The following is a 19590-nucleotide window of genomic DNA, read 5'->3' on the forward strand; positions in this document are numbered from 1 at the left end:
AGAACGCCCTGAAAAGAAGCACCGTTGAGCAGTGAGTGAACAGCAAGCAAACTCACTCGATGTGATCATGTAGGCACGTGCAGCATCCATTAGGTGGAATATCCACAGACTGGCGTGCACGCTGCGTTTCAGCCGCTGGTGAATATCCGACTTGGTGGGATCGTGGCCGTTGAGGTCGTCCCCCGCTGGGACGAGCCTGGCCAGCGGCACGGCGAGGCGAGCCCGCCATCCGACTCGCTCACCCGGGACCTGCGGCTGGTCGTAGCCGCCGTCCGGGCATCCGCCGAGTGCCGGGTCCGGCTACCGCTGCACCTCACCGTGCTGGCCAGCACGCTCGTGCACGATTCCCGCGCGCTCATGGACGTGCGGCGGGCGCTGTGGGCCACCGGCCGCCACGAGCACGAGGTCATCCTCGAAATCCGCCCACCGCTGCTCGACCCGGACCAACTGCACGACCGCGTCGAAGAACTGCGCAGCTGCGGATTCCGCATCGCCGTCGGCGGGGTGGGCGAGGGCCACGTCCCCCCGACCCAGGTGACGGACCTGCGGCCGGACCTGATCAAGCTCGCGCCAGAGGTGTTGCGCGGATTCCCGGAGAAGCGGGGCCGACTCGCCATCGTCGAGTCGTTCCGGCACATGGCCGAGGCCACCGGCTCGACCCTGGTCGTCGACGGCGTCGACGACCAGCAGCAACTCACCGCGGTGCGCCGCCTCGGCATCCGACTCGTGCAGGGCAACCTGCTGGCGCCCGCATCCGAAAAACCACCGTCGTCCACCCAGGTCTCCATCCCGGCGGCGGAAAGCCCCGGTCGACCCGGCCGAGCGGAGACGATGGCCGCCGCCGGACCACTGGTCACCGAATTCATGTCCCCCGCCACCTCGCTCCCGGACGACGCGCTGGCCGACGCGGCCCGGCAGACCTTCGCCGAGCACCCCGAGATCAGCGGCATCGTCCTGGTCGACGAAGACCAACGGCCCCGGCGGACGATCGACCGCAACCGGTTCCTGCTGGCGGTGACCGGTCCGTACGGCCACGCGCTGCACGCCAAGAAACCAGCCTCCCGGCTGGCCGACAAACCCCGGATCGTCACGACCTCCACCACCGCGACCGAAACCCTGCGGCTGGTCACCTCCTCGGACCGCAACCGCGTCTACGACGACGCCGTGGTGGTCGACGAGGCGGGCCGCTGCCTGGGCGTGGTCCGCGCAAGCGACCTGGTCCGCGGTGTCACCGACCAGAAGGTGGAGGAAGCCGCCGCGCTCAACCCGCTGACCCGGCTGCCGGGCAGCGACAGCATCGCCCGCGAGATCTGTCGGCGTCTCGACCAGGACGACGAGTTCATCGCGGGATGGCTGGACGTCGACTCCTTCAAGGCGCTCAACGACCACGCCGGGATCGCCGCCTGCGACGAGCTGATCCGCGCGATCGGCCGCAGCCTCACCGATGCGGCCACCTCGATGGATTCGGTGCAGGTCGCGCACGTCGGCGGCGACGACTTCCTCATCGCCTGCGCACCGGCCGACCTGGACGCGTTGGCCTCGGCGGTCCTGGATCAACCGCGCAGGGTGGGCGACGCACCGGTCAGCCTCTCGCTGGCCACGCTGGCGGTCGACCCCAGCGGCGCCGCGAGCTACGACGAGATCGCGCAACGCCTGGCGCCCCTGAAGCGGTTCGCGAAGGTGCTGGAGGGCTCCAGCTGGGTGATGTCGCGGCCCGGCACCGAGCACATCGAAGTCCTGCGCGGTCGAGAAGAAAGCCGCGCCGAGTCCGCCCCGGGCCTGGCCGGTTACCACGCCGAGCTGGAAGCCGCGCCCAAGACCGCGGAACCCGACGTCGCCCTGACCCGGCTGCGGCGGTCCAGCCAGCGCTTCACCGATCTGCTCGCGGTCGCGCCGGTCGGCATCGGCCTGTTCGACCAGTCCGAGCGGTTGGTCGACGCCAACGACGCGCTGTGCCGACTGCTCGGCTACCGCTTGGACCAGCTGCGCGGGTGCACCGCCGACGATCTCAGCCATCCGCAGGACCAGGCCGGGTCGCTGCGACCGGCCAAGGGCGCGTTGCGCCCGGACGGCGCGAACCCGAGCGTCCTGCAGCGGTTGCTGCTGCGCGCCGACGGGCAGCCGGTGTCCTGCGAACTGCACACCTCGCTGTCGGTGCAGGACGACGGGTCGCAGTTCTGGTTGGTGGTGTTCCAGGACATCACCGAACGGCACCGGCAGGCCGAGGTCCTGCACCACCGGGCCACCCACGACGACCTCACCGGCCTGCCCAACCGGGCCGCGGTCAAGGAACTGCTCGCCGCATACCTCACCGGCCCGGAGCGCGCCCGCACCGCCGTGCTGTTCTGCGACATCGACAAGTTCAAGCGGATCAACGACTCGCTCGGCCACGACGCGGGTGACGAACTGCTCGTCGCGCTGGCCCGGATCCTGGAGAACGGCGTGCCGCCGGAGTGCACCGTGGTGCGGCTCTCCGGCGACGAGTTCGTGATCGTCTGCTCGGACATCAACGCGGTCGGCGGGCTCGACGCGCTGGCCACCCGGGTTTCCGCGCTGCTGCGCACCGCCATCCCGGTGCAGGGCCAGCTGGTCCGCGTGTCGGCCTCGATCGGCGCCGCGATGCCGGTCCAGGCCAACACCACGGCGGAGGACATGCTGAGGTTCTCCGACGTGGCGATGTTCGAGGCCAAGCGCAGCGGCCCCGGCAAGGTCTCGCTGGCCAGCCCCACCCTCATCGCCTCCGCCGACGGGCAGCTGCACATGGAAGGCGAGCTGCGGGTGGCCCTGGCCCGCGACGAACTGCTGCTGCACTACCAGCCGGTGGTCGCCTCCGACGGCTCGATCGTGGGCGCCGAAGCACTCGTGCGTTGGCCGCATCCCGAGCGCGGGATGCTCTCCCCGGGAGAATTCCTGCCCATCGCCGAACAAGGCGATCTGCTCGGCAAGTTGGACCGCTGGGTGTTGCGCGCCGCCCTGCACGACGCCGTGCAGTGGCCGATGTCGGGCGGCCAGGAGATCCGGATCGCCGTCAACCTGGCCGGACTCGTGCCCGGCGATCCCAAGTTCATCCCGACCATCTCCGACGCCCTCAACGAGACCGGCATCGACCCAGCGCGAGTGGTCCTGGAACTCGTCGAAACCGCGCTCGTCGACCTGCCCGCCCAGGCCCGTTCCGCCATGCACGCCGTCGCCGAAATGGGCGTCAGCTTCGCCGTCGACGACTTCGGCACCGGCTACTCGTCGCTGGCGCGGCTGAAGGACCTGCCCGCCCAGATCATCAAGGCCGACCGCCGGTTCATCTCCGGCATCGGCGGCGACCCGGCCGACTTCGCCGTCACCCGAGCCGTGGTCGACATGGCCCGCGCCATGGGCCGCCGCTGCATCGCCGAAGGCGTGGAAACCGCCATCCAGTTCCACGTCCTCAAGGGATTGGGCGTGGACGCCTACCAGGGCTGGCTGTTCTCCCACGCCATCCCGCAACACGACCTGCGCGAACTGCTGCGCGCCGCGACCCCGCTCTTCCCCGAGGCGCAGTAGCCAGCCGACCGCTGCTGATCGTCGCGGGTTCAGCTGCCCAATCCGATGCCGTGGCGGTCCAGGAAACGCAGCCAGCGGCCGCGGCGGCCCCGGTCGGCGTCGGCGCGCGCGAGGGCCCTGCGGGTGAACTGCACCAGCGGCCAGCGCAGCGGTTCCGGCGGAAACGGCATCGGCTGCTGGCGCACCATGCTCAGCCGGGTCCGCTCGGTGTCCCGCTGCCACAACAGGTCCAGCGCGGTCTGCGCGCCGAACCGGGAGGCCGCCACCCCCAGCCCCGTGTAGCCGACCGCGTAGGCGATGCCCCTGGTGCAGCCGAACAGCGGCGTGGAACGGGTGGTGGAATCGATCGGGCCGCCCCAGCGGTGGGTGAAGCGCAGGCCTTCCAGTTGCGGAAAGGTGCGGAAGAAGTTCCGCGCCAGCTGGCGGTGCGCGGCGTCGTGCCGAGCCAACCCCGAACCGGTGCGTCCGCCGAAGTAGTACACCGCGTCATAGCCGCCCCACAGGATCCGGCCGTCGGGCGTCGGGCGGTAGTAGTGGAACCGGTTGGCGCTGTCGGTGACGCCCTGCCGGTCGCGCCAGCCCAGCGAATCCCACTGCTGGGCCGACAGCGGCTCGGTGACCAGCGCGTAGTCCCAGATCGGCAGCACGTACCGGCGGATCGACCGCAGCGGGGCCGGGAACGCGTTGGTGGCCAGCACGACCCCACCGGCCCGCACCGTCCCCTGTGGAGTCGCCACCCGGACCTCGGCGCCGCGACGGCGCAACCCGCGCACCGCGGTGCCCTCGTGGCTGCGCACGCCGAGCCGCTGCGCCGCCTCGGCGAGGCCCCAGAGCAGGCGCGCGGGGTCGACCAGGCCACCCGCGTCCGGCAGGCGCAGGCCCGCCCGATACGTCGGCGAGTGCACCTCCGCGCGCACCCCACCCGCGCCCAGGAAGCGCGCCGTCATGCCGTGTTCCCGGTACAGCTCGGCTTCGTCGCTCAGCTCGCCCACCTCGTGCGGTTCGGTGGCGACGCTGGTCTTGCCGCACAACCGGAAGTCCGCTTCGATGCCCTCGTCGCGGACGAACTTCTCGATCGCCCGCAGGTTCTCCCGGCCCAGTTCCACCAGTCGCCCGATCTCGGCTGGCCACAGCCAGGCGCCGTGCGCGAGGCCGTGCGTCAGGGATTCCGAGACGAATCCGCCGTTCTGGCCGCTGCCGCCGTGCCCGAGCCGGTGCGCTTCGAGCAGCAGCACATCGGTGTCCGGGCGCCGCTGCTTGGCCAGGATCGCCGCCCACAGCCCGGTGAACCCGCCCCCGACCACCACGAGATCCGCGCGATCAGCACCGGCCAGCGGCTCCCGGGGCGTCGGCCGATCGACGCGATCCGTCCAGTACCCGGCGATTTCGGCGTCGGCCAGCGCCACGTCGAGCTGATCCATCCGGGGCTACTCCCACCACGGCCGGTAGCCGACGCCGTACCTGGCCGCCCGCTGGACGTCGCGGCGCAGCTCCCGGGTGTCCCTCGCGACGCCGGGCGGGAAGCCGTGCTTGATCGAGCGGTGCTCGGCGGCCTCGCCCATGTAGCAGACCGAGTAGAACAGCCCGACCAGCAAACCGAGCAGGATCGACGTCAACCGGATCCACAGCGGACCGGGCAGCAGCACCAGCACGCAGAACGGCGCCAGCTGGGTCAGGGCGCGGGCCAGGTGGCGCAGCACCCAGGTGCGGCAGGTGACGTCGTGCAACACCCACTCGGCGCACCGGCCCGGCAGCTTGCCACCGAAGGCGTACCAGACCCATTGCGCCGGATTGGGCCGATTGGTCGCCATCTCTCCAGATTAGTCTTCGCGGGTTTGGGCCGAAGCCGTCCATTCGGTCGGACCTCGCGGCCGCTGCGAGGCCGGGCGCACCGAGTGGCCCCAGCGCCCCACCCGTCGGCGACTGCAACGCACGTCACTGCGCCCAGGCGCCCCTACACCGGTAACGAACGCCGCGCTTGATCGATGTGCAAGGCAGAAGGGGTGAGTCTCGTGTTCGTCGTCGTTGTGGCCTTTTTGCTGGTGCTGATCCTGGGTGCCGTCATGTTCACCGATGTGCTCGATGGCAAGGATGCGCCGAGCCGCCGCGGTCTTCGGGACGCGGTGGCGCAGTTGCGGCGGGACATCCGCCTGCTCGGCCACCGTTAACCGTCCACAATGGATTTCCGGCCCGCCGATCGGCGGGCCGGAAATCCGCTATCCAACCGCACGAGGACCTCGACGAAGCGGCGCGCCTCGCCCTGCTCCAGCATGGACCGCGAGCGGGCCTACGCCTACCTCGGACTCCGACATCTCGCGGAGCCACAAGCCGCACTTCGCTATCCCGCCAGCAGGCCCCGCGCGGTGAGGTTGGCCAGCAGGGCCCGCACCCCGAACGTCCACTCCGGACACTGCTCGGAATGCGCCACCCGGTTGACCAGGGTGCCCAGCTTCGGGGTCGAGATCCGCACGACGTCGCCGAGGTGGTGGGTGAAACCCTTGCCCGGCGCGCCGCGGTCCTCGGTCGGCGCGAACAGCGTCCCGGTGTAGAGGATCAGGCCGTCCGGGTACTGGTGGTGGCGGCCGAGCGCGGCGCGGGCGAGGTCCTGCGGGTCGCGGCTGATCTCCCGCATCGAGCTCAGCCCATCGAGCACGAACCCGTCCTCGCCGACGACCTCCAGCCGAAGGTCCAGGGTGCGCACGTCATCGAGTCCGAACCCGTCGTCGAACAGCCGCAGGAACGGCCCCAGCGACGCCGAAGCGTTGTTGTCCTTGGCCTTCGGCAACAACAGCGCGCTGCGGCCCTCGACGTCGCGCAGGTTGACGTCGTTGCCCAGCGTCGCGCCGACGATCCGGCCGTCGGAGCGGATCGCCAGTGCTACCTCGGGTTCCGGGTTGTTCCACTCCGATCCGGCCGCGATGCCGACGTCGGCCCCGGTGCCGACCGCGGCCAGCAGCGGTGCCTTGGTGAAGATCTCCGGGTCCGGTCCGAGCCCGACCTCCAGGTACTGCGACCAGAGCCCGTCGCGCACCAGCACTTCCTTGACCGACTGCGCCTGCTCGGAGCCGGGCACGACGGTGGCCAGGGTGCCGCCGATCGCCTCCTCCACCTGGGTGCGGATCTCGGCAGAGCGCCGCACGTCGCCACCCGCGCGTTCCTCGATCACCCGCTCCAGCATGCTCTTGACGAAGGTCACCCCAGCCGCCTTGAGCACCTGCAGGTCGGCGGGCGCCAGCAGGCGCGGTCCCGCGCCGCCGGTCAGCGAGTTGTCCAGCACCTGCGCCAGCGACCAGCTCTTGCGCCCGGTCGCGGTGCGCGCGAGTTCGGCCGGTTCGGGGTGTTCCAGCAGGTCGGTCAGCGTCGGGGTGACGCCGGTGAGGTCCACCAGTTCCTCGCCGCGCACCGCCACGATGGCGGGCCCGGACTCGTCGGGGTCGTGCACCCGGCCGACCAGCGTGGCCGCGACCCGGTCGGTGGGCAGGACGTCGAAGGCATCATTGAGCAGCTTCACCAAAACACACCTCGCGATCAGCGTTGATCGACAAGATACCCGTCGAAGCGGACGCACGGGTTCGACCGACAGGTCGCACCCGTGCTGGGCCGTGCGGTTTACGGTTGGCCCGTGACGGGTTCCCAACACTCCGGCTGCTGCGGTCCGACCAGAGCTGACCTGGGCGGCGGCGCGCCACTCGCGCGGAGTTCACCGGCACCCGCGTCGGAGGCGGTCAGCGCGGCCGAGTTCGTGCGGTTGCCGGGCGGCGTGTTCGAGATGGGCAGCGATGATGCCGACGGCTTCGCCGCCGATGCCGAAGGCCCGATCCGGCAGGTCGAGCTGCCGCCACTGCGGGTCGCCGTGCACGCGGTGACCAACGCCACCTTCGCCGAATTCGTCGATGCGACCGACTACGTCACCGATGCCGAGCGGTTCGGCTGGTCCTACGTCTTCGCCGGGTTCCTGCCCGGCGCGCTGCGCAAGATCTCACCCCGCCCGCAGCAGACGCCGTGGTGGTGCGGGGTCGAGGGCGCGCACTGGCGGGCACCGGAAGGACCCGGTTCCACCTCGGCGGATCGCGCGGATCATCCGGTGGTGCACGTGTCCTGGCACGACGCGGTCGCCTATTGCCGCTGGTCGGGTACTCGACTGCCGACCGAGGCGGAGTGGGAGTACGCGGCGCGCGGCGGCCGGTCCCGCAGCCGGTACCCGTGGGGTGACGACCTGACCCCGGACGGTCAGCACATGTGCAACATCTGGCAGGGGCGGTTCCCGGTCAAGAACACCGCCGAGGACGGTTATCGCGGCACCGCACCGGTGGATGCCTTCGCGCCCAACGGTTTCGGGCTCTACAACGTCGCCGGGAACGTCTGGGAGTGGTGCGCGGACTGGTGGCGCACCGACCACGATGCGGCCCCGGTGACCAACCCGACGGGACCGCCGGACGGCGACGCGAAGGTGATGCGCGGCGGCTCGTACCTGTGCCACCACTCCTACTGCAACCGCTACCGGTTGGGCGCCCGCACCAGCAACACGCCGGACAGCTCCGGCGGCAACCTCGGCTTCCGCGTGGTCACCGACGGCTGAGCACCGCCCCCACCCCGCTGACCAGTGACGATCTTGCAAATCGGCACACCCGGGGGCTGGCGGCGCGACCGGACCGTGACGTAGGGTGCGACCGGCCGTCATCACTCGTTCGGGTGATACCGGTCGTGGACAGTCCTTCCAGCCGACAGGTGGGGTGACAGAAGTGCGCATGTCGTCGTTGCCGCGGGCCCGCACCCGCGGTCGCCACCGGCGGGAAGAACCCAAATCGTGGCAGCACGCCACTCCCCCTCGCGTGATCGGCTACGCGGTCGCGGTGTTCCTCACGGTTATCGCGGTCAGCAGTGCGCACTACGGCACGCAAGGGTCACCGGTGGCCGCCCCGCAACCAGCTCCGCAGGCGGCGGCCCAGCCCGCCGCCCAGTTGCTCGCACCCGAGGTCGCCACGACCGTGCCGGACCTGGCCGCCCCGACGGCGCCGCAACCGCGATTGGCCGCCAGCGAAACCACCGAACCCGCGGCGACGAAGCCCCAGGCCACCGAGCAGGCTGCGGCGGCCAAGACCTCGAAGACCACCACCAAGTCGAAGCCGAAGCCGACTGCCGAGGAGTCCGCGCAGCCCCAGCCGTCCGAGTCCCCGCAGCCCGTCGCGCAGCCCCAGCCGTCCGCCCCGCCGCAGCCCTCGGACGAGCCCAGCGAAACCGCTCCGCCATCGCAGCCCGAGCCGCAGCCGACCCCGCCCAGCGGTCCCGGGCCCCAACGGCCGGGCCTGCTGCCCGCGATCGGCGACGTCCTGAACGGCCTCACCGGCCCGCTGCTGGAGCACCGCTAACCTCGCGGCCCAGGCACCCCGGTGGGACAGTTGATCCGGGGGTGCCGACATGGACACGGTCGCGATCACCGGGGGAACCGGACACCTGGGCAGCGAACTGGTGCGGCTGCTCAAACCCACGCACCAGGTGCGGATCCTGACCCGCCGACCCGGCACCGATCCCGAAGTGGAGTGGGTGCAGGGCGATCTGGCCACCGGGCAGGGTGTGCCCGAAACGGTCGCCGACGCCCACACCCTGGTGCACGCGGCCACCTGGTCACCGACCGCGCAGCGCGGTTTCGCGCATCCCGTCGACTTCTGGCGCAGCCCGCCCGATGTCGACGTCGACGGCACCAGCCGATTGCTCGAAGCCGCCGCCGCGGCCAAGGTCCAGCACTTCCTGTACGTCTCCATCGTCGGCGTGGACCGGCCGACCATGCCCTACCTGCGGCTGAAGCACACCGCCGAAGAGCTCGTCAGCGTCGCCGACGTGCCGTGGTCGATCGCTCGCGCCACCCTGTTCCACTGGCTGCTGGACCGGATGCTGGGCCGCGCGATGCGCCTGCCCGTGCTGCCGCTGCCCGGCGCGCTGCCGGTCCAGCCCGTCGACGCGCGCGATTTCGCCGAATATCTCACCGAATGCATCCGCAACGGCGCCGGAGGTCGGCGCGAGGACTACGGCGGCCCGGAGGTGCTCAGCCTGCGCGAAGCGGTGCGGACCTGGCAGTCCGCCCGCGGGCGGACCCGGCGGGTGTTCAACGTCGCGGCACCGAAACGGCTGCGCCGGATCGCCGCCGACATGACCTGCCCGGGCGGCCGTCGCGGCAAGACCACCTGGGACGAGTGGCTACACGCCCACCCCGGCGACTGAACATCCCCGCCGACCTCAACCACCCCGTCCCCGGACGCGCAACCCGTTCCAGTGAGGAGTGAAGGGCACCTTTCGCCAACTTACTTGGTAAAAGGTGCCCTTCACTCACCATCCGATCGTGGTCAGGCGATCTTGACGAGCATCTTGCCGGTGTTCTCGCCGCGTAGGAGGCCGAGGAAGGCTTCGGGGGCGTTTCGGAGGCCCTCGACGACCGTTTCGCGGTAGTTGATCCTGCCTTCGCGCAGCCAGCCGCCGACCTCGGCGATGAACTGGTCCTTGCGGTGGGCGCGGTCGGTCACGATGAAGCCTTCCAACTTCAGCCGCTTGCTGACCAGCATGGACATGTTGTTCGGGCCGGGTTGTGGCGTGGCGTTGTTGTACTGCGAGATCATGCCGCACTCGGCGACCCGGCCGAAGTCGTTGAGCGCGTAGATGGCCGCCTCCAGGTGCTCCCCGCCGACGTTGTCGAAGTAGACGTCGATGCCCTCCGGCGCGGCGTCCTTGAGCTGCTCGACGACCGGGCCGTCGTGATAGTTGAACGCGGCGTCGTAGCCGACTTCCTCGATGAGGTAGCGGACCTTTTCCGCGGACCCGGCGCTGCCGATCACCCGGGACGCGCCGCGCAGCTTGGCGATCTGCCCGGCCAACGAACCCACCGCGCCCGCCGCACCGGAGACGAACACCACGTCGCCTTCCTGCTGCTCGGCGACGTCGACCAAGCCGACGTAGGCCGTCAGGCCGGGCATGCCGAGCACGTGGAGGTAGGCACCGGGCGGCGCGGCCTGCGGGTCGACCTTGGTGGTGTGCTTGGCGTCGACCACCGCGTAATCGCGCCAGCCCAGGTTGTGCAACACGACGTCACCGGGTTCGAACCCCTCGGCATTGGCGGTGACGACCTCGCCGACCGCTCCGCCGTACATCGCCTGGCCCACCTCGTACGGCGGCACGTAGGACCTGCCCGCGTTCATCCGGCCCCGCATGTACGGATCGACGCTCATCACCAGGTTGCGCACCAGCAATTGCCCTTCGCTGGGCTGCGGTGTCTCGACCTCGACGATGTCGAAGTTCTCCAGCGTCGGCCAACCCTTCGGGCGGGACGCGAGGCGGATTTCCAGGCCGTTGCTCATTGAAACTCCTTCGCCGATACCGATCGCCACCGACGATACAGAAAGTGTCAATCAGTGCCAATTGTCAACCAATGACTTATGTCTCCACCTGTCGCAATGGCACAATGGTCGCCATGAGCGCCCCGAGCAACCAGAACGGCCTGCGCGCCCGCAAGAAGCAGCGCACGCGGACCGCCCTGCTCGACGCGGGCCTGGACCTGTTCCTGACGAAGGGCTACGAGGCGACGACCATCGACGAGATCACCGCCGAGGTGGAGGTCTCCTCGCGCACGTTCTTCCGCTACTTCGCCAGCAAGGAGGACCTCGCACTGGCCAAGGGCGCCGAATTCGACGACTTGATGCTGGATGCGCTCACCGCTCGGCCCGCGGACGAACCGCCGCTGGCCGCGCTGCGGCACGCGGCGCTGGACATGGTGCGGGAGTCGGCCTCCGGCGACGGCGTCGGGCGGTTCCTCCGGGTCCAGCACCTGATCACCAACACGCCGTCGCTGCTGGCGGGCAACCTGCGCCGCCTGGCGAACAACGAGGAGCGGCTGACCGTCGAGATCGCCGCGCGGCAGGGCGTCGACCCGGCGACGGATCTGCGCCCGCGGGTGCTCGTCGGGATGGTCTGCGCCGCGCTGCGCATCGGCCTGCAGGCGACGTGCGCCGATCCGGGCCGCGACCTGGCGCGAATGGTCGAGCTCGTCGAAGCGGCCATCGACCTCGCCACCACCGGAATTCCGCAGCGCTGGGGCGATGACCCGCACGCCTGGTGATTCGTCCAATGTAGACAGTTGTCGAACGCCACAGCCACCGGTGGTTCGTGCGCCATATCATCGGTGTCGAATGTCGACCGGAAGGGGCGCCAGTGAGCGAGATCGTGACCGTGGACGACGTGCGGGACGCGGCGAAGCGTCTGGACGGCGTTGCGCACCGCACGCCAGTGGTCACCTCCAGCACGCTGAACGAACTCGTCGGCGCCGAGGTCTTCCTGAAGTGCGAGAACTTCCAGCGGATGGGCGCGTTCAAGTTCCGCGGCGCCTACAACGCGATCTCCCGGCTGAGCCCGGAACAGCTCAGTCGCGGCGTGGCGGCGTACTCCTCCGGCAACCACGCCCAAGCGGTCGCGCTGGCCTGCCGGTTGCTCGGCGCCACCGCCGTGATCCTGATGCCGGAGGACGCGCCGACGGCGAAGCTGGACGCGACCCGCGGCTACGGCGCCGAGGTCGTCACCTACGACCGCTACTCCGAGAACCGGGAGGTTCTCGGCCAGCGGCTCGCCGCCGACCGCGGGCTGACGCTGATCCCGCCCTACGAACACCCGCACGTGATGGCCGGGCAGGGCACAACCGCGCTGGAGCTGCTGGAGGAGACCGGTCCGCTGGACGCGCTGCTCGTTCCGGTCGGCGGTGGCGGGCTGATCGCCGGGTGCTCGACGACGGCCAAGGCGCTCAACCCGGCAATCCGCGTCGTCGGCGTCGAACCGGACTCCGCCGACGACACGAAGCGATCGCTGGCAGCGGGTGAGCGGGTGACGATCCCGGTGGCCCGCACCATCGCCGACGGCCTCGCCGCCGACACCCCCGGCGAGCTCACCTTCTCGGTCAACCAGCGGCTGGTCGACGAGATCGTGCTGGTCAGCGACGACGAGATCCGGTCGGCGATGCGCTTGGCCTTCGAGCGGCTGAAGCTGGTGATCGAACCCAGCGGTGCGGTCGGCATCGCGGCCCTGCTGGCCGGGCGGATCACCCCGCCACCGCGTATCGGCGTGGTGATCTCCGGCGGCAACATCGGGCTGCCGCGCTTCACCGACCTGCTCGGCGCCTGACCGGCGCGGGATCGACGGGCGCCAGCCCGAGCACGGCGCGGCACAATCGGTGCCGAGCAGCTTGATCGAGATGCGTGGGGTGTTGATGTCTCAGCGCAGAGCGCCTGCGTCGGTCCTGGTCCTCACACCGCTCATGGCGATCGGGGGTGCCGCGGCGATCGGGTTCCCGCTGGAAGCGCTGATCAACTACGAGCCGCCGTGCACTCCGTCACCGGACGAGACCTGCCGGGTGATCTTCAGCGGCCGGGACGTCGGCGCCGCGACCCCTGTCGATCTCGATGAGCACTTCTTCAACATCGCCGTGGGCGCGATACTCATGATGATCATGGGCGGCACCGCGCTGGCCAGTGCGGTGACGCTTTTCTTCGGGCAAATCCTGCGCGGCAGGCGACGCTCGCACCGACGCGCCGCCCGCTGAACCGCGACGGCAAGCAGGTCACACGGTCGGCCACGGGCGTTGCGCGGGCCGGAGCTGTTCGTAGGCGCGGGCCAGGCGGAGCACGCCCAGGTCGTCGAAGCGCTTGCCCGCGATCTGCAGGCCGATCGGCAGCCCCGCCGGGGTCCAGCCGCAGTTGACCGAGACGGCCGGTTGCCCGGACATGTTGTAGGGCAGCGTGAACGCGATGTGCTCCAACGGACGCATCGGGTCGTTGGTCGGATAGGCCTGCTCCGCCGGGAACGGCGGGATCGCCGCCACCGGGGACAGCACGTAGTCGAAGTCGCGGGTCACCCGGTTGGCCGCCGCCGAGATCGCATCCATCTGGCTGTAGCCGTGGAAGACCTCGGCGGCGGAAACGTCCTTGGCGCTGGTCGCCCACTGCGCGATGCCCGGCAGGATCTTGGCGCGGCGCTCCGGTGGCAGCGCCGCGATGTCGGTCCAGGACCGGAAGCGCCAGAACAGGTTCATGCCGTCGAGCATCTCGCGGGACAGGAACGGATCGATCGGTTCCACCGCCGCACCGGCCGTTTCGAACAGCTGCGCCGCGGCGGTGACGGCGGCGGTGATCGCGGGTTCGACCGGCAGGCCGACCCGGTGGTCGAGCAGCAGGGCGATGCGCAAGCCGCGAACCTTGCCGTCCAGCCGCGTCCAGTCGAGGTCGGCGGGCGGCAGCGAGGTGTGGTCGCGGGCATCCGGCGCGGACAGCACCGAGGTCAACAGCGCGGTATCGGCGACCGTGCGGGTCAGCGGGCCGATGGCCCGACCGGCATACGGCGGGTCGACCGGGATCCGGCCGAAGCTGGGTTTGAGGCCGACCACCCCGCACCACCCGGCGGGCAGCCGAACCGAACCGCCGATGTCGGTGCCGACGTGCAGCGGGCCGTACCCGACCGCGGCGGCCGCGCCCGCACCGGCGCTGGAACCGCCCGGGGTGCGGGTCAGGTCCCACGGATTGCGGGCCAGTTGGTGGAAGCTGGAGGCGCCCGAGGTGAGCATGCCGTAGTCCGGCATGGTGGTCTTGGCGAAGATCACCGCGCCGCTTTCCCGCAGCCGCGCGGCCGCGGGGGCGTCGTCCCTGGCCGGGACCAGTTCGGTGGCCGCCGTGCCAAGCGGCACGGGGGTTCCCCGGGTGGCGATGTTCTCCTTGACGGTCACCGGCACTCCGTCGACCGGCCCGGCGGGTGCGCCGCCGCGCCAGCGCCGCTGCGAGGCCCGCGCGGCCTCGCGCGCCGCCTCGGGATCCAGCGCATAGGTGGCGCACACCTTGGATTCGCAGGAATCGACGCGGTCCAGCACCGCATCGATGACCTCGACGGGCGAGGTCTCGCCCGCCCGGTACGCCGACACCAGATCCACGGCCGATAGATCAGCCAGCTCCGCCATGCCACGTTCTCCTCGCTCGCGACCCAAACCCCGAGTCTCGACCAGATCCGCACCACCGGGAAAGTTGGCAAGGTGTCCGCACCACACCACGAAGCCGCGCAAACCGTCCATTGACTTAACCACCAACCTCTGCCCCACCCCAACCCCTCGCCCAACACGCACACCACCGGCGCGGGTTCGCAACGACGAAGACTCCTGCCCCGCCCAGGTGAACCGCGCGACCCGAGTTCCGTTGCGGCGCGGCTCTTCACCAAGGCGCGGTCAGGCGGTGTCGCCGTAGCAGAGTTGGTTTGGGTGGGGGTGGCTGAGGAAGTCGTGGTGTGAGATCTCCCAGCCATAGGCCCCGGCGTGGCTGAACACCAGCACGTCGCCGGGCCGCACCCGCGTCACGAACGCGTCGCGGGCTAGGACGTCCTTGGGTGTGCACAGCTCGCCGACCACGGTGACGGGCGTGTCCCGCAGTTCGGGGCGTGGCGCACTCGACGACCACTGCTCCACCGGCACAACGGTGAACGGGTGGCTGTGCTGCCAGGACACCGGGAGCCGGAAGTGGTGGGTGCCGCCGCGCACCAGCACGTAGTCCACGCCGTGGTTGCGTTTGACGTCCATGACCTCGACCGCGTACTGGCCGCACTCGGCGACCAGGTACCGGCCGCACTCGAAGTCGATTTCCCGCCAGTGCCGCGGGAATTCGTCGATCACGGCGGGCAGTTCGCGGGTGAAGTGGGCCCAGTCGAACTGCTCGGCCACCGCTGCGTAGTTCACCCCGATGCCGCCGCCGACGTTGAGCACCTCGCAGCGGATCCCGAACTCCCGCTCCCAACCCGACACCGTGCGCCGGTAGTGGTCCAGCAGGTCCAGGTGCGCGGGCGCGGAGAGGTTGTTGGACAGCGAGTGCAGGTGGAATCCCACCAGCCGGACCCCCGGCAGCGCTTGCGCGGTGGCGACCGCCTCGGGCAGCGCTTCTTCGGAGATGCCGAACTGGGTGGGGCGACCGGCCATCGCCAGGGTCGCGGTGGGGAACGGGCCCGCGAGGTTGACCCGCAGCAGCACGTCCGCGGTGCGGCCGAGCCTGGTGGCGGCCTCGGAGATCCGGTGCAGTTCCAGCACGCTTTCCACGTGCAGCCGCAGGACGTCCTGCACCAATGCCTGCTCGATGTCCGCGGCGGTCTTGGCCGGACCGCCGAAGATCACCGGGGTGGTCGCGCCGACGGCGCGCGCCTTGGCGAGTTCGCCGCCGGAGGCGACTTCGAAACCGGCGACCAGCGGCGCGAGTGCCCGCAGCAGCCGATCGGCGCTGTTGGCCTTCATCGCGTAGAACATCCGGCAGCGCGGCGGTAGCGATTCGACCGTGGTCCGAACGTGTTCGGTGAGTTGGTCCAGGTCGTAGGCGAACAGGCAGACCGGTTCGCCGCCGACGCTGTCCTGCACGATTTTGCTCAGCTGATCACGCAACGTTACCCCAATGGTCGTCGAGGGCGGCTCCGCCGGACCAGGCGGAGCTGTTGCTGCGCGGCATCAGTCCACCTCGGCGAGCGGGTTCGGCACGGTGTGCAGCCGGAGTTCGGTGTCCGGCAGCAGACGACGGGTGGTCAACTTCTCCACCTCGATGTTAGGGGTGAACACGTCGAAAAGCGCGAACCTGTCGGCCAGTTCCGGAAACCGCTGTTGGTAGGCGCGGATCTCGTCGCGCACCAGCCGCCAGAACGACCGTTCGCCGAATTCGTAGTGGTCGGCCAGGAACATCGCGAACTCGCCCAGGTTGATGAAGCAGAACGCGTCCAGCAGGAAGTCGGTGACCAGACCGAGCTGGTCGGTTTCGACGAACGAGTTCCGGTTCTCGTGGTGCGCTGGTGTCCCGGCCAGCTCCGGGCACAGATCGGGCGCGGCCAGGTGTTCGCGGGAGAAGCGCACCCCGTCGTGGAAGTCCTTGAGCGCCACCCTCCTCGGCTCGCCGCCCCGGTGCACCAGCACCATGTTCTGCGCGTGCGATTCCAACGCGATGCCGTGTCGGCACAGCAGGTGCACCAGCGGCAGGACGCTGACCCGCACCATCCGGCGCACCCATGCCGGCACGCCCGCTTCCCGCACCCACGGGTCGATCAGCGGCGTGCCGTCGACCCGGCACGCGGTCAGCCCGGTGAACGGCACAGCGCGTTCGCCCGGCGCGAGGTGTCGATGCAGGCTTTCCCGCCAGATGCAGGCCAGCGCGCCGTAGGTGTCCGCCTGCAGCGGTCCGGCGTCCGGATTCACCGACACGCCGAGCACTTCGCCGAGCAGGATGGGGCGGAGCTCGTCGCGCAGGAGCTCGTCACCGTCGACCACGTCGCGCAACCAGTCGGTGATCCGGGGCGCGTTGCGCACGGTGTGCGCGGCGAGCCCGCGGCTGGTCGAAGTGTTCACAATGGACATGGACAGTTTCAGGTACGGCCGCCCCGGATCGTCGCGGCAGGCCATGGTGCGGATCGACTGCTGTGCGACGTATTCGTGCGGGTCTTCGCCGAGCGGGATCAGCGCGCCGCTGCTGAGCTGGTCGGTGAACGCGCGGGCGATCCGCTCCCGCCACTGCCATGGGTGCACCGGTACCAGCGCGTAGTCCTGCGGGTTGCCGCCGGTTTCCGCGATGCGCCGCCGGAAGGTCGTCGCCGCTGCGCCCAGCTGGTCGGTCACGTACTGGTCGTCGACCGTTCGGGACGCGGCTACTTCGGTGATGCCGCGGTGGGCGGCCAGCCACAGCGGGCGCACCGCTTGCGCGAACTCCGGGCCGTAGGCGATGTTGTCGGCGGCGTCGAAGCCCAGCCTCGATTTGTAGGTGGGGTGGTAGCGGTGCCCGTCGGTGATGGCCGATTCCAGGGTGTCGTAGTCGGCGGTGCACAGATCGGTCCGCCGCTGGATGCGGACGTGTTCGGCCAGCGCGTCCTTGAACAGGGTTTCCTCCAGTTCCCGCGCGAAGCCCGCGAGGTGATCCGGGTCGGTGTCCAGGGATCCGCGCACTTCGGCGAGGAATCCGCTGACCGATTCCGCTTCCCGATCGCCGCGGCGGACCTCCGAAGTCAGGCTGACCCGGTCGAAGCCGAACCGGCGCACCGCGCGGAACGAGTAGCGGACCGCGCGACCGGCCGAGTCCACCCCGGCCACGACGTGCTCGTCGCCGTCCCGCCGGGTGCGCAGCGCGCCTTCGTACACCAGCGAGGAAACGAGCTGGCGGAACACCCGGCGCCGCACGGTCTGGAAGCTCGGGGCGGTCAGCGCGGCGCGCACCAGCTCCGCGGTCACTGGTCCGCCTCTCCGCATTTCACAGTTGTGGTCGCGCCCAACCCAATCTTCCGTTTCATGGTTTCTTGTGGCTGGCTTGCGTCACGTTCCCCTGAGGTGCGGTTCGGGAGGATTGAAGTTGATACAGGGGGTGTCATCGGTTCACCTCGCACATCGGGTTGCGGACGTCGACGTACAGCGGGCGTTCGCCGCGTTCGGCGAAGCGGCTGAGCAGGTTCGCCTTCGCGGGCAGCACTGGTGATCTCACCAGTTCGGCGGCATACCGGCCGGGGCACTCGCGGACGAAGTCCCGGACCACGGCCCACAACCGCCGCTCCCCCGCCGGGGTGTGGCGGCCCAGCACGTGCACCAGGTGGCCGAGGTGGTTGGTGATGAAGTGGTACCGCAACCGCATCCAGGCCTCGGCGTCGTCGTAGAGCGCCGGGCTGTCCGGCGGCAGACCGTCGAGTCGAACCCGCGCACGGCTGGCGCTGGTGCCTTCCATGTCCCGGACGAAGAAGCGCCGCGGCCACCCGTTCTCGGTGTGCAGCAGGCAGTTCTGCACGTGCGCCTCGAAGCTGATGCCGTCGTCGGTGAACGCCGCCAGCAGCGGCGCCAGGGAGATCCGCAGGTATTCCCGCAGCCACGCGGCGACGTGGTCGACGGACAAGCCGCCCGCCCGCGCCACGAGATCCACCAACACCGGGACGCCGCCGGGCCGGTCCTCCAGGAGCCCGGCGAGCACCTGCGGCGCCAGCGCCGATCCGACGAACGGAAACCGCCGGAAGAGCACCGCGAAATCGCCGGTCAGCTCCCCGACCACGGCTGGATCAACCGTCCGGTACCCGGTTTCCAGCAGCACTTCGAACCCGTCGTGCCGCCATCCGCGGGCTGCCGTGCCGATCAGCCGGGCGGCGTCGACGGCCCTGCGCAGGTGTTCCACCGGGTTGTTGCGGATGAAGTTGGTGATGCGGACGTGCAACGGCAGTTTCCACACCGTTGGGAAGCCGGGATCGCACACGGTGCGCACCGATGACGTCGCGTACACCGCCTCGCCCAGCGGGCCCAGCGGCACCAGCTCGCCCGCCTCGATCAGCGCCCTGACCTCGGGATGCCTGCCCAGGTGCGCCGCCTGCCAGGGGTGCACCGGCAGCAGCACGTGGTCGGCCTGGCCCGCGCGCAACGCGGCGCGGGCCTTCTCCTGGACCTCCGGCGGGATCCACGGCCCGTCGGCGATGCGTTCCTCGACCACCAATTCGGCGGCCACCGCCAGGTAGTGCAGTTGGAAGGACGCGCCGAGTTCCGGGGCGTAGCGGTCCAGCTCGCGGTCGCTGAACCCTTCCGCGCTCTTCGGCGTCGGGTGGAACGGATGCCCCAACAGCACCGACTGCTCGGCGAATCGCGTGCTGCCCGGTGGATCGGTCGGCTGGGGGCCCGGATCGCGGGCCAGGTAACGCGCCGACCGAGCGGTGCTGTTGGTGACCTGGTCGATGAACGCGGCCTTGGATCCGGTTTCGCCGCTGTGCGCGGCGAGCTCATCGGCAACCAGCGCCACGAACTCGTCGTGGCCGATCGGAACGCGGTCACCGCCGGGCAGTTCCCGCAGCGGGTCGCCGCGGTAGGTGTGGTGGCCGAACTCGGAGCGGTAGCGCAGCACCGCGACCAGCGCACCGGCCGCTGCGCGCAGCGGGATCCGCACCAGGTCGTCGACCGCTTCCGCGCCGGTTTCCCGCACCAGCGCGTTCAGCAGCCGCTGCCGCGCCGCGGCCCGAGCCAGAACCTCATTCACCGCAACACCTTCTCGCACCCAACGCACTGGC

Annotated in this window: 16 protein-coding genes; 8 read left to right on the plus strand and 8 right to left on the minus strand. The window is 70.3% G+C overall.

Annotated features, from left to right (window positions below; all coding sequences use genetic code 11):
• Positions 1–114 precede the first annotated feature (114 nt).
• Positions 115–3537 carry an EAL domain-containing protein gene (locus tag ACTWQN_RS09705; RefSeq protein ID WP_443203175.1) on the plus strand — a complete coding sequence of 1141 codons (3423 nt, stop codon included), beginning with the start codon at positions 115–117 and terminating at the stop codon, positions 3535–3537.
• A 29-nt stretch (positions 3538–3566) separates the two neighbouring features.
• Here the strand turns inward: ACTWQN_RS09705 and ACTWQN_RS09710 are convergent, their stop codons facing one another.
• Positions 3567–4958: an NAD(P)/FAD-dependent oxidoreductase gene (locus ACTWQN_RS09710; RefSeq protein ID WP_443203031.1), complete on the minus strand. Its 1392-nt coding sequence runs from the start codon at positions 4956–4958 to the stop codon at positions 3567–3569.
• A gap of 6 nt (positions 4959–4964) precedes the next feature.
• A complete protein-coding gene (locus ACTWQN_RS09715) occupies positions 4965–5348 on the minus strand; it encodes a DUF5313 family protein (protein ID WP_443203032.1) in 384 nt (127 codons plus the stop codon).
• A gap of 201 nt (positions 5349–5549) precedes the next feature.
• Between ACTWQN_RS09715 and ACTWQN_RS09720 the strand changes: the two genes are divergently transcribed.
• The gene (locus tag ACTWQN_RS09720; RefSeq protein ID WP_443203033.1) at positions 5550–5705 is read left to right on the plus strand and encodes a hypothetical protein; all 156 of its coding nucleotides are present in this window, start codon (positions 5550–5552) and stop codon (positions 5703–5705) included.
• Between the two features lie 170 nt (positions 5706–5875).
• Here the strand turns inward: ACTWQN_RS09720 and ACTWQN_RS09725 are convergent, their stop codons facing one another.
• The gene (locus ACTWQN_RS09725; protein ID WP_443203034.1) at positions 5876–7048 is read right to left on the minus strand and encodes a fumarylacetoacetate hydrolase family protein; all 1173 of its coding nucleotides are present in this window, start codon (positions 7046–7048) and stop codon (positions 5876–5878) included.
• 111 nt (positions 7049–7159) lie between these two features.
• Here ACTWQN_RS09725 and ACTWQN_RS09730 point away from each other — a divergent pair, with 111 nt between their 5' ends.
• From ACTWQN_RS09730 to ACTWQN_RS09740, 3 genes are all read left to right on the plus strand, one after another.
• The gene (locus ACTWQN_RS09730) at positions 7160–8116 is read left to right on the plus strand and encodes a formylglycine-generating enzyme family protein (RefSeq protein ID WP_443203035.1); all 957 of its coding nucleotides are present in this window, start codon (positions 7160–7162) and stop codon (positions 8114–8116) included.
• A 169-nt stretch (positions 8117–8285) separates the two neighbouring features.
• On the plus strand, positions 8286–8906 hold the full coding sequence (locus tag ACTWQN_RS09735) for a hypothetical protein (protein ID WP_443203036.1): 621 nt from the start codon (positions 8286–8288) through the stop codon (positions 8904–8906).
• Between the two features lie 49 nt (positions 8907–8955).
• Positions 8956–9756: an SDR family oxidoreductase gene (locus tag ACTWQN_RS09740; protein ID WP_443203037.1), complete on the plus strand. Its 801-nt coding sequence runs from the start codon at positions 8956–8958 to the stop codon at positions 9754–9756.
• A gap of 122 nt (positions 9757–9878) precedes the next feature.
• On the opposite strand, the gene ACTWQN_RS09745 is transcribed toward ACTWQN_RS09740, so the two are convergent.
• Complete coding sequence (locus ACTWQN_RS09745) at positions 9879–10883, minus strand: NADP-dependent oxidoreductase (protein ID WP_443203038.1); 1005 nt, start codon at positions 10881–10883, stop codon at positions 9879–9881.
• A 113-nt stretch (positions 10884–10996) separates the two neighbouring features.
• On the opposite strand from ACTWQN_RS09745, the gene ACTWQN_RS09750 reads away from it, so the two are divergent.
• The 3 genes from ACTWQN_RS09750 to ACTWQN_RS09760 all read left to right on the plus strand — a co-directional run bounded on the left by ACTWQN_RS09750 (position 10997) and on the right by ACTWQN_RS09760 (position 13111).
• On the plus strand, positions 10997–11641 hold the full coding sequence (locus tag ACTWQN_RS09750; RefSeq protein ID WP_443203039.1) for a TetR/AcrR family transcriptional regulator: 645 nt from the start codon (positions 10997–10999) through the stop codon (positions 11639–11641).
• Between the two features lie 101 nt (positions 11642–11742).
• Positions 11743–12693 carry a threo-3-hydroxy-L-aspartate ammonia-lyase gene (locus ACTWQN_RS09755; RefSeq protein WP_443203176.1) on the plus strand — a complete coding sequence of 317 codons (951 nt, stop codon included), beginning with the start codon at positions 11743–11745 and terminating at the stop codon, positions 12691–12693.
• 85 nt (positions 12694–12778) lie between these two features.
• Positions 12779–13111, plus strand: coding sequence for a hypothetical protein (locus ACTWQN_RS09760; protein WP_443203040.1), 333 nt, complete (start codon positions 12779–12781; stop codon positions 13109–13111).
• 18 nt (positions 13112–13129) lie between these two features.
• Here the strand turns inward: ACTWQN_RS09760 and ACTWQN_RS09765 are convergent, their stop codons facing one another.
• The 4 genes from ACTWQN_RS09765 to ACTWQN_RS09780 all read right to left on the minus strand — a co-directional run bounded on the left by ACTWQN_RS09765 (position 13130) and on the right by ACTWQN_RS09780 (position 19559).
• Positions 13130–14515 (minus strand): amidase, encoded by a 1386-nt coding sequence (locus ACTWQN_RS09765; RefSeq protein WP_443203041.1) that lies wholly within the window; start codon positions 14513–14515, stop codon positions 13130–13132.
• A 261-nt stretch (positions 14516–14776) separates the two neighbouring features.
• Positions 14777–15970, minus strand: a complete 1194-nt coding sequence (locus ACTWQN_RS09770) for a type III PLP-dependent enzyme (protein WP_443203042.1) — start codon at positions 15968–15970, stop codon at positions 14777–14779.
• Positions 15971–16033: 63 nt separating this feature from the next.
• Complete coding sequence (locus ACTWQN_RS09775; protein ID WP_443203043.1) at positions 16034–17791, minus strand: IucA/IucC family protein; 1758 nt, start codon at positions 17789–17791, stop codon at positions 16034–16036.
• A gap of 133 nt (positions 17792–17924) precedes the next feature.
• Positions 17925–19559, minus strand: a complete 1635-nt coding sequence (locus ACTWQN_RS09780; RefSeq protein ID WP_443203044.1) for an IucA/IucC family protein — start codon at positions 19557–19559, stop codon at positions 17925–17927.
• Positions 19560–19590 lie beyond the last annotated feature (31 nt).

The sequence above is a fragment of the Saccharopolyspora antiqui genome, assembly GCF_052246905.1.
In the GTDB taxonomy this organism is placed as follows: Bacteria; Actinomycetota; Actinomycetes; order Mycobacteriales; family Pseudonocardiaceae; genus Saccharopolyspora.

What these genes read in the sequence shown, in the direction of transcription:
- ACTWQN_RS09710 (WP_443203031.1), bottom strand. Translation starts at nt 4,958, where the DNA reads ATGGATCAGCTCGACGTGGCGCTGGCCGACGCCGAAATCGCCGGGTAC.
- ACTWQN_RS09765 (WP_443203041.1), bottom strand. Translation starts at nt 14,515, where the DNA reads ATGGCGGAGCTGGCTGATCTATCGGCCGTGGATCTGGTGTCGGCGTAC.
- ACTWQN_RS09745 (WP_443203038.1), bottom strand. Translation starts at nt 10,883, where the DNA reads ATGAGCAACGGCCTGGAAATCCGCCTCGCGTCCCGCCCGAAGGGTTGG.
- ACTWQN_RS09740 (WP_443203037.1), top strand. Translation starts at nt 8,956, where the DNA reads ATGGACACGGTCGCGATCACCGGGGGAACCGGACACCTGGGCAGCGAA.
- ACTWQN_RS09760 (WP_443203040.1), top strand. Translation starts at nt 12,779, where the DNA reads ATGTCTCAGCGCAGAGCGCCTGCGTCGGTCCTGGTCCTCACACCGCTC.
- ACTWQN_RS09715 (WP_443203032.1), bottom strand. Translation starts at nt 5,348, where the DNA reads ATGGCGACCAATCGGCCCAATCCGGCGCAATGGGTCTGGTACGCCTTC.
- ACTWQN_RS09750 (WP_443203039.1), top strand. Translation starts at nt 10,997, where the DNA reads ATGAGCGCCCCGAGCAACCAGAACGGCCTGCGCGCCCGCAAGAAGCAG.
- ACTWQN_RS09735 (WP_443203036.1), top strand. Translation starts at nt 8,286, where the DNA reads ATGTCGTCGTTGCCGCGGGCCCGCACCCGCGGTCGCCACCGGCGGGAA.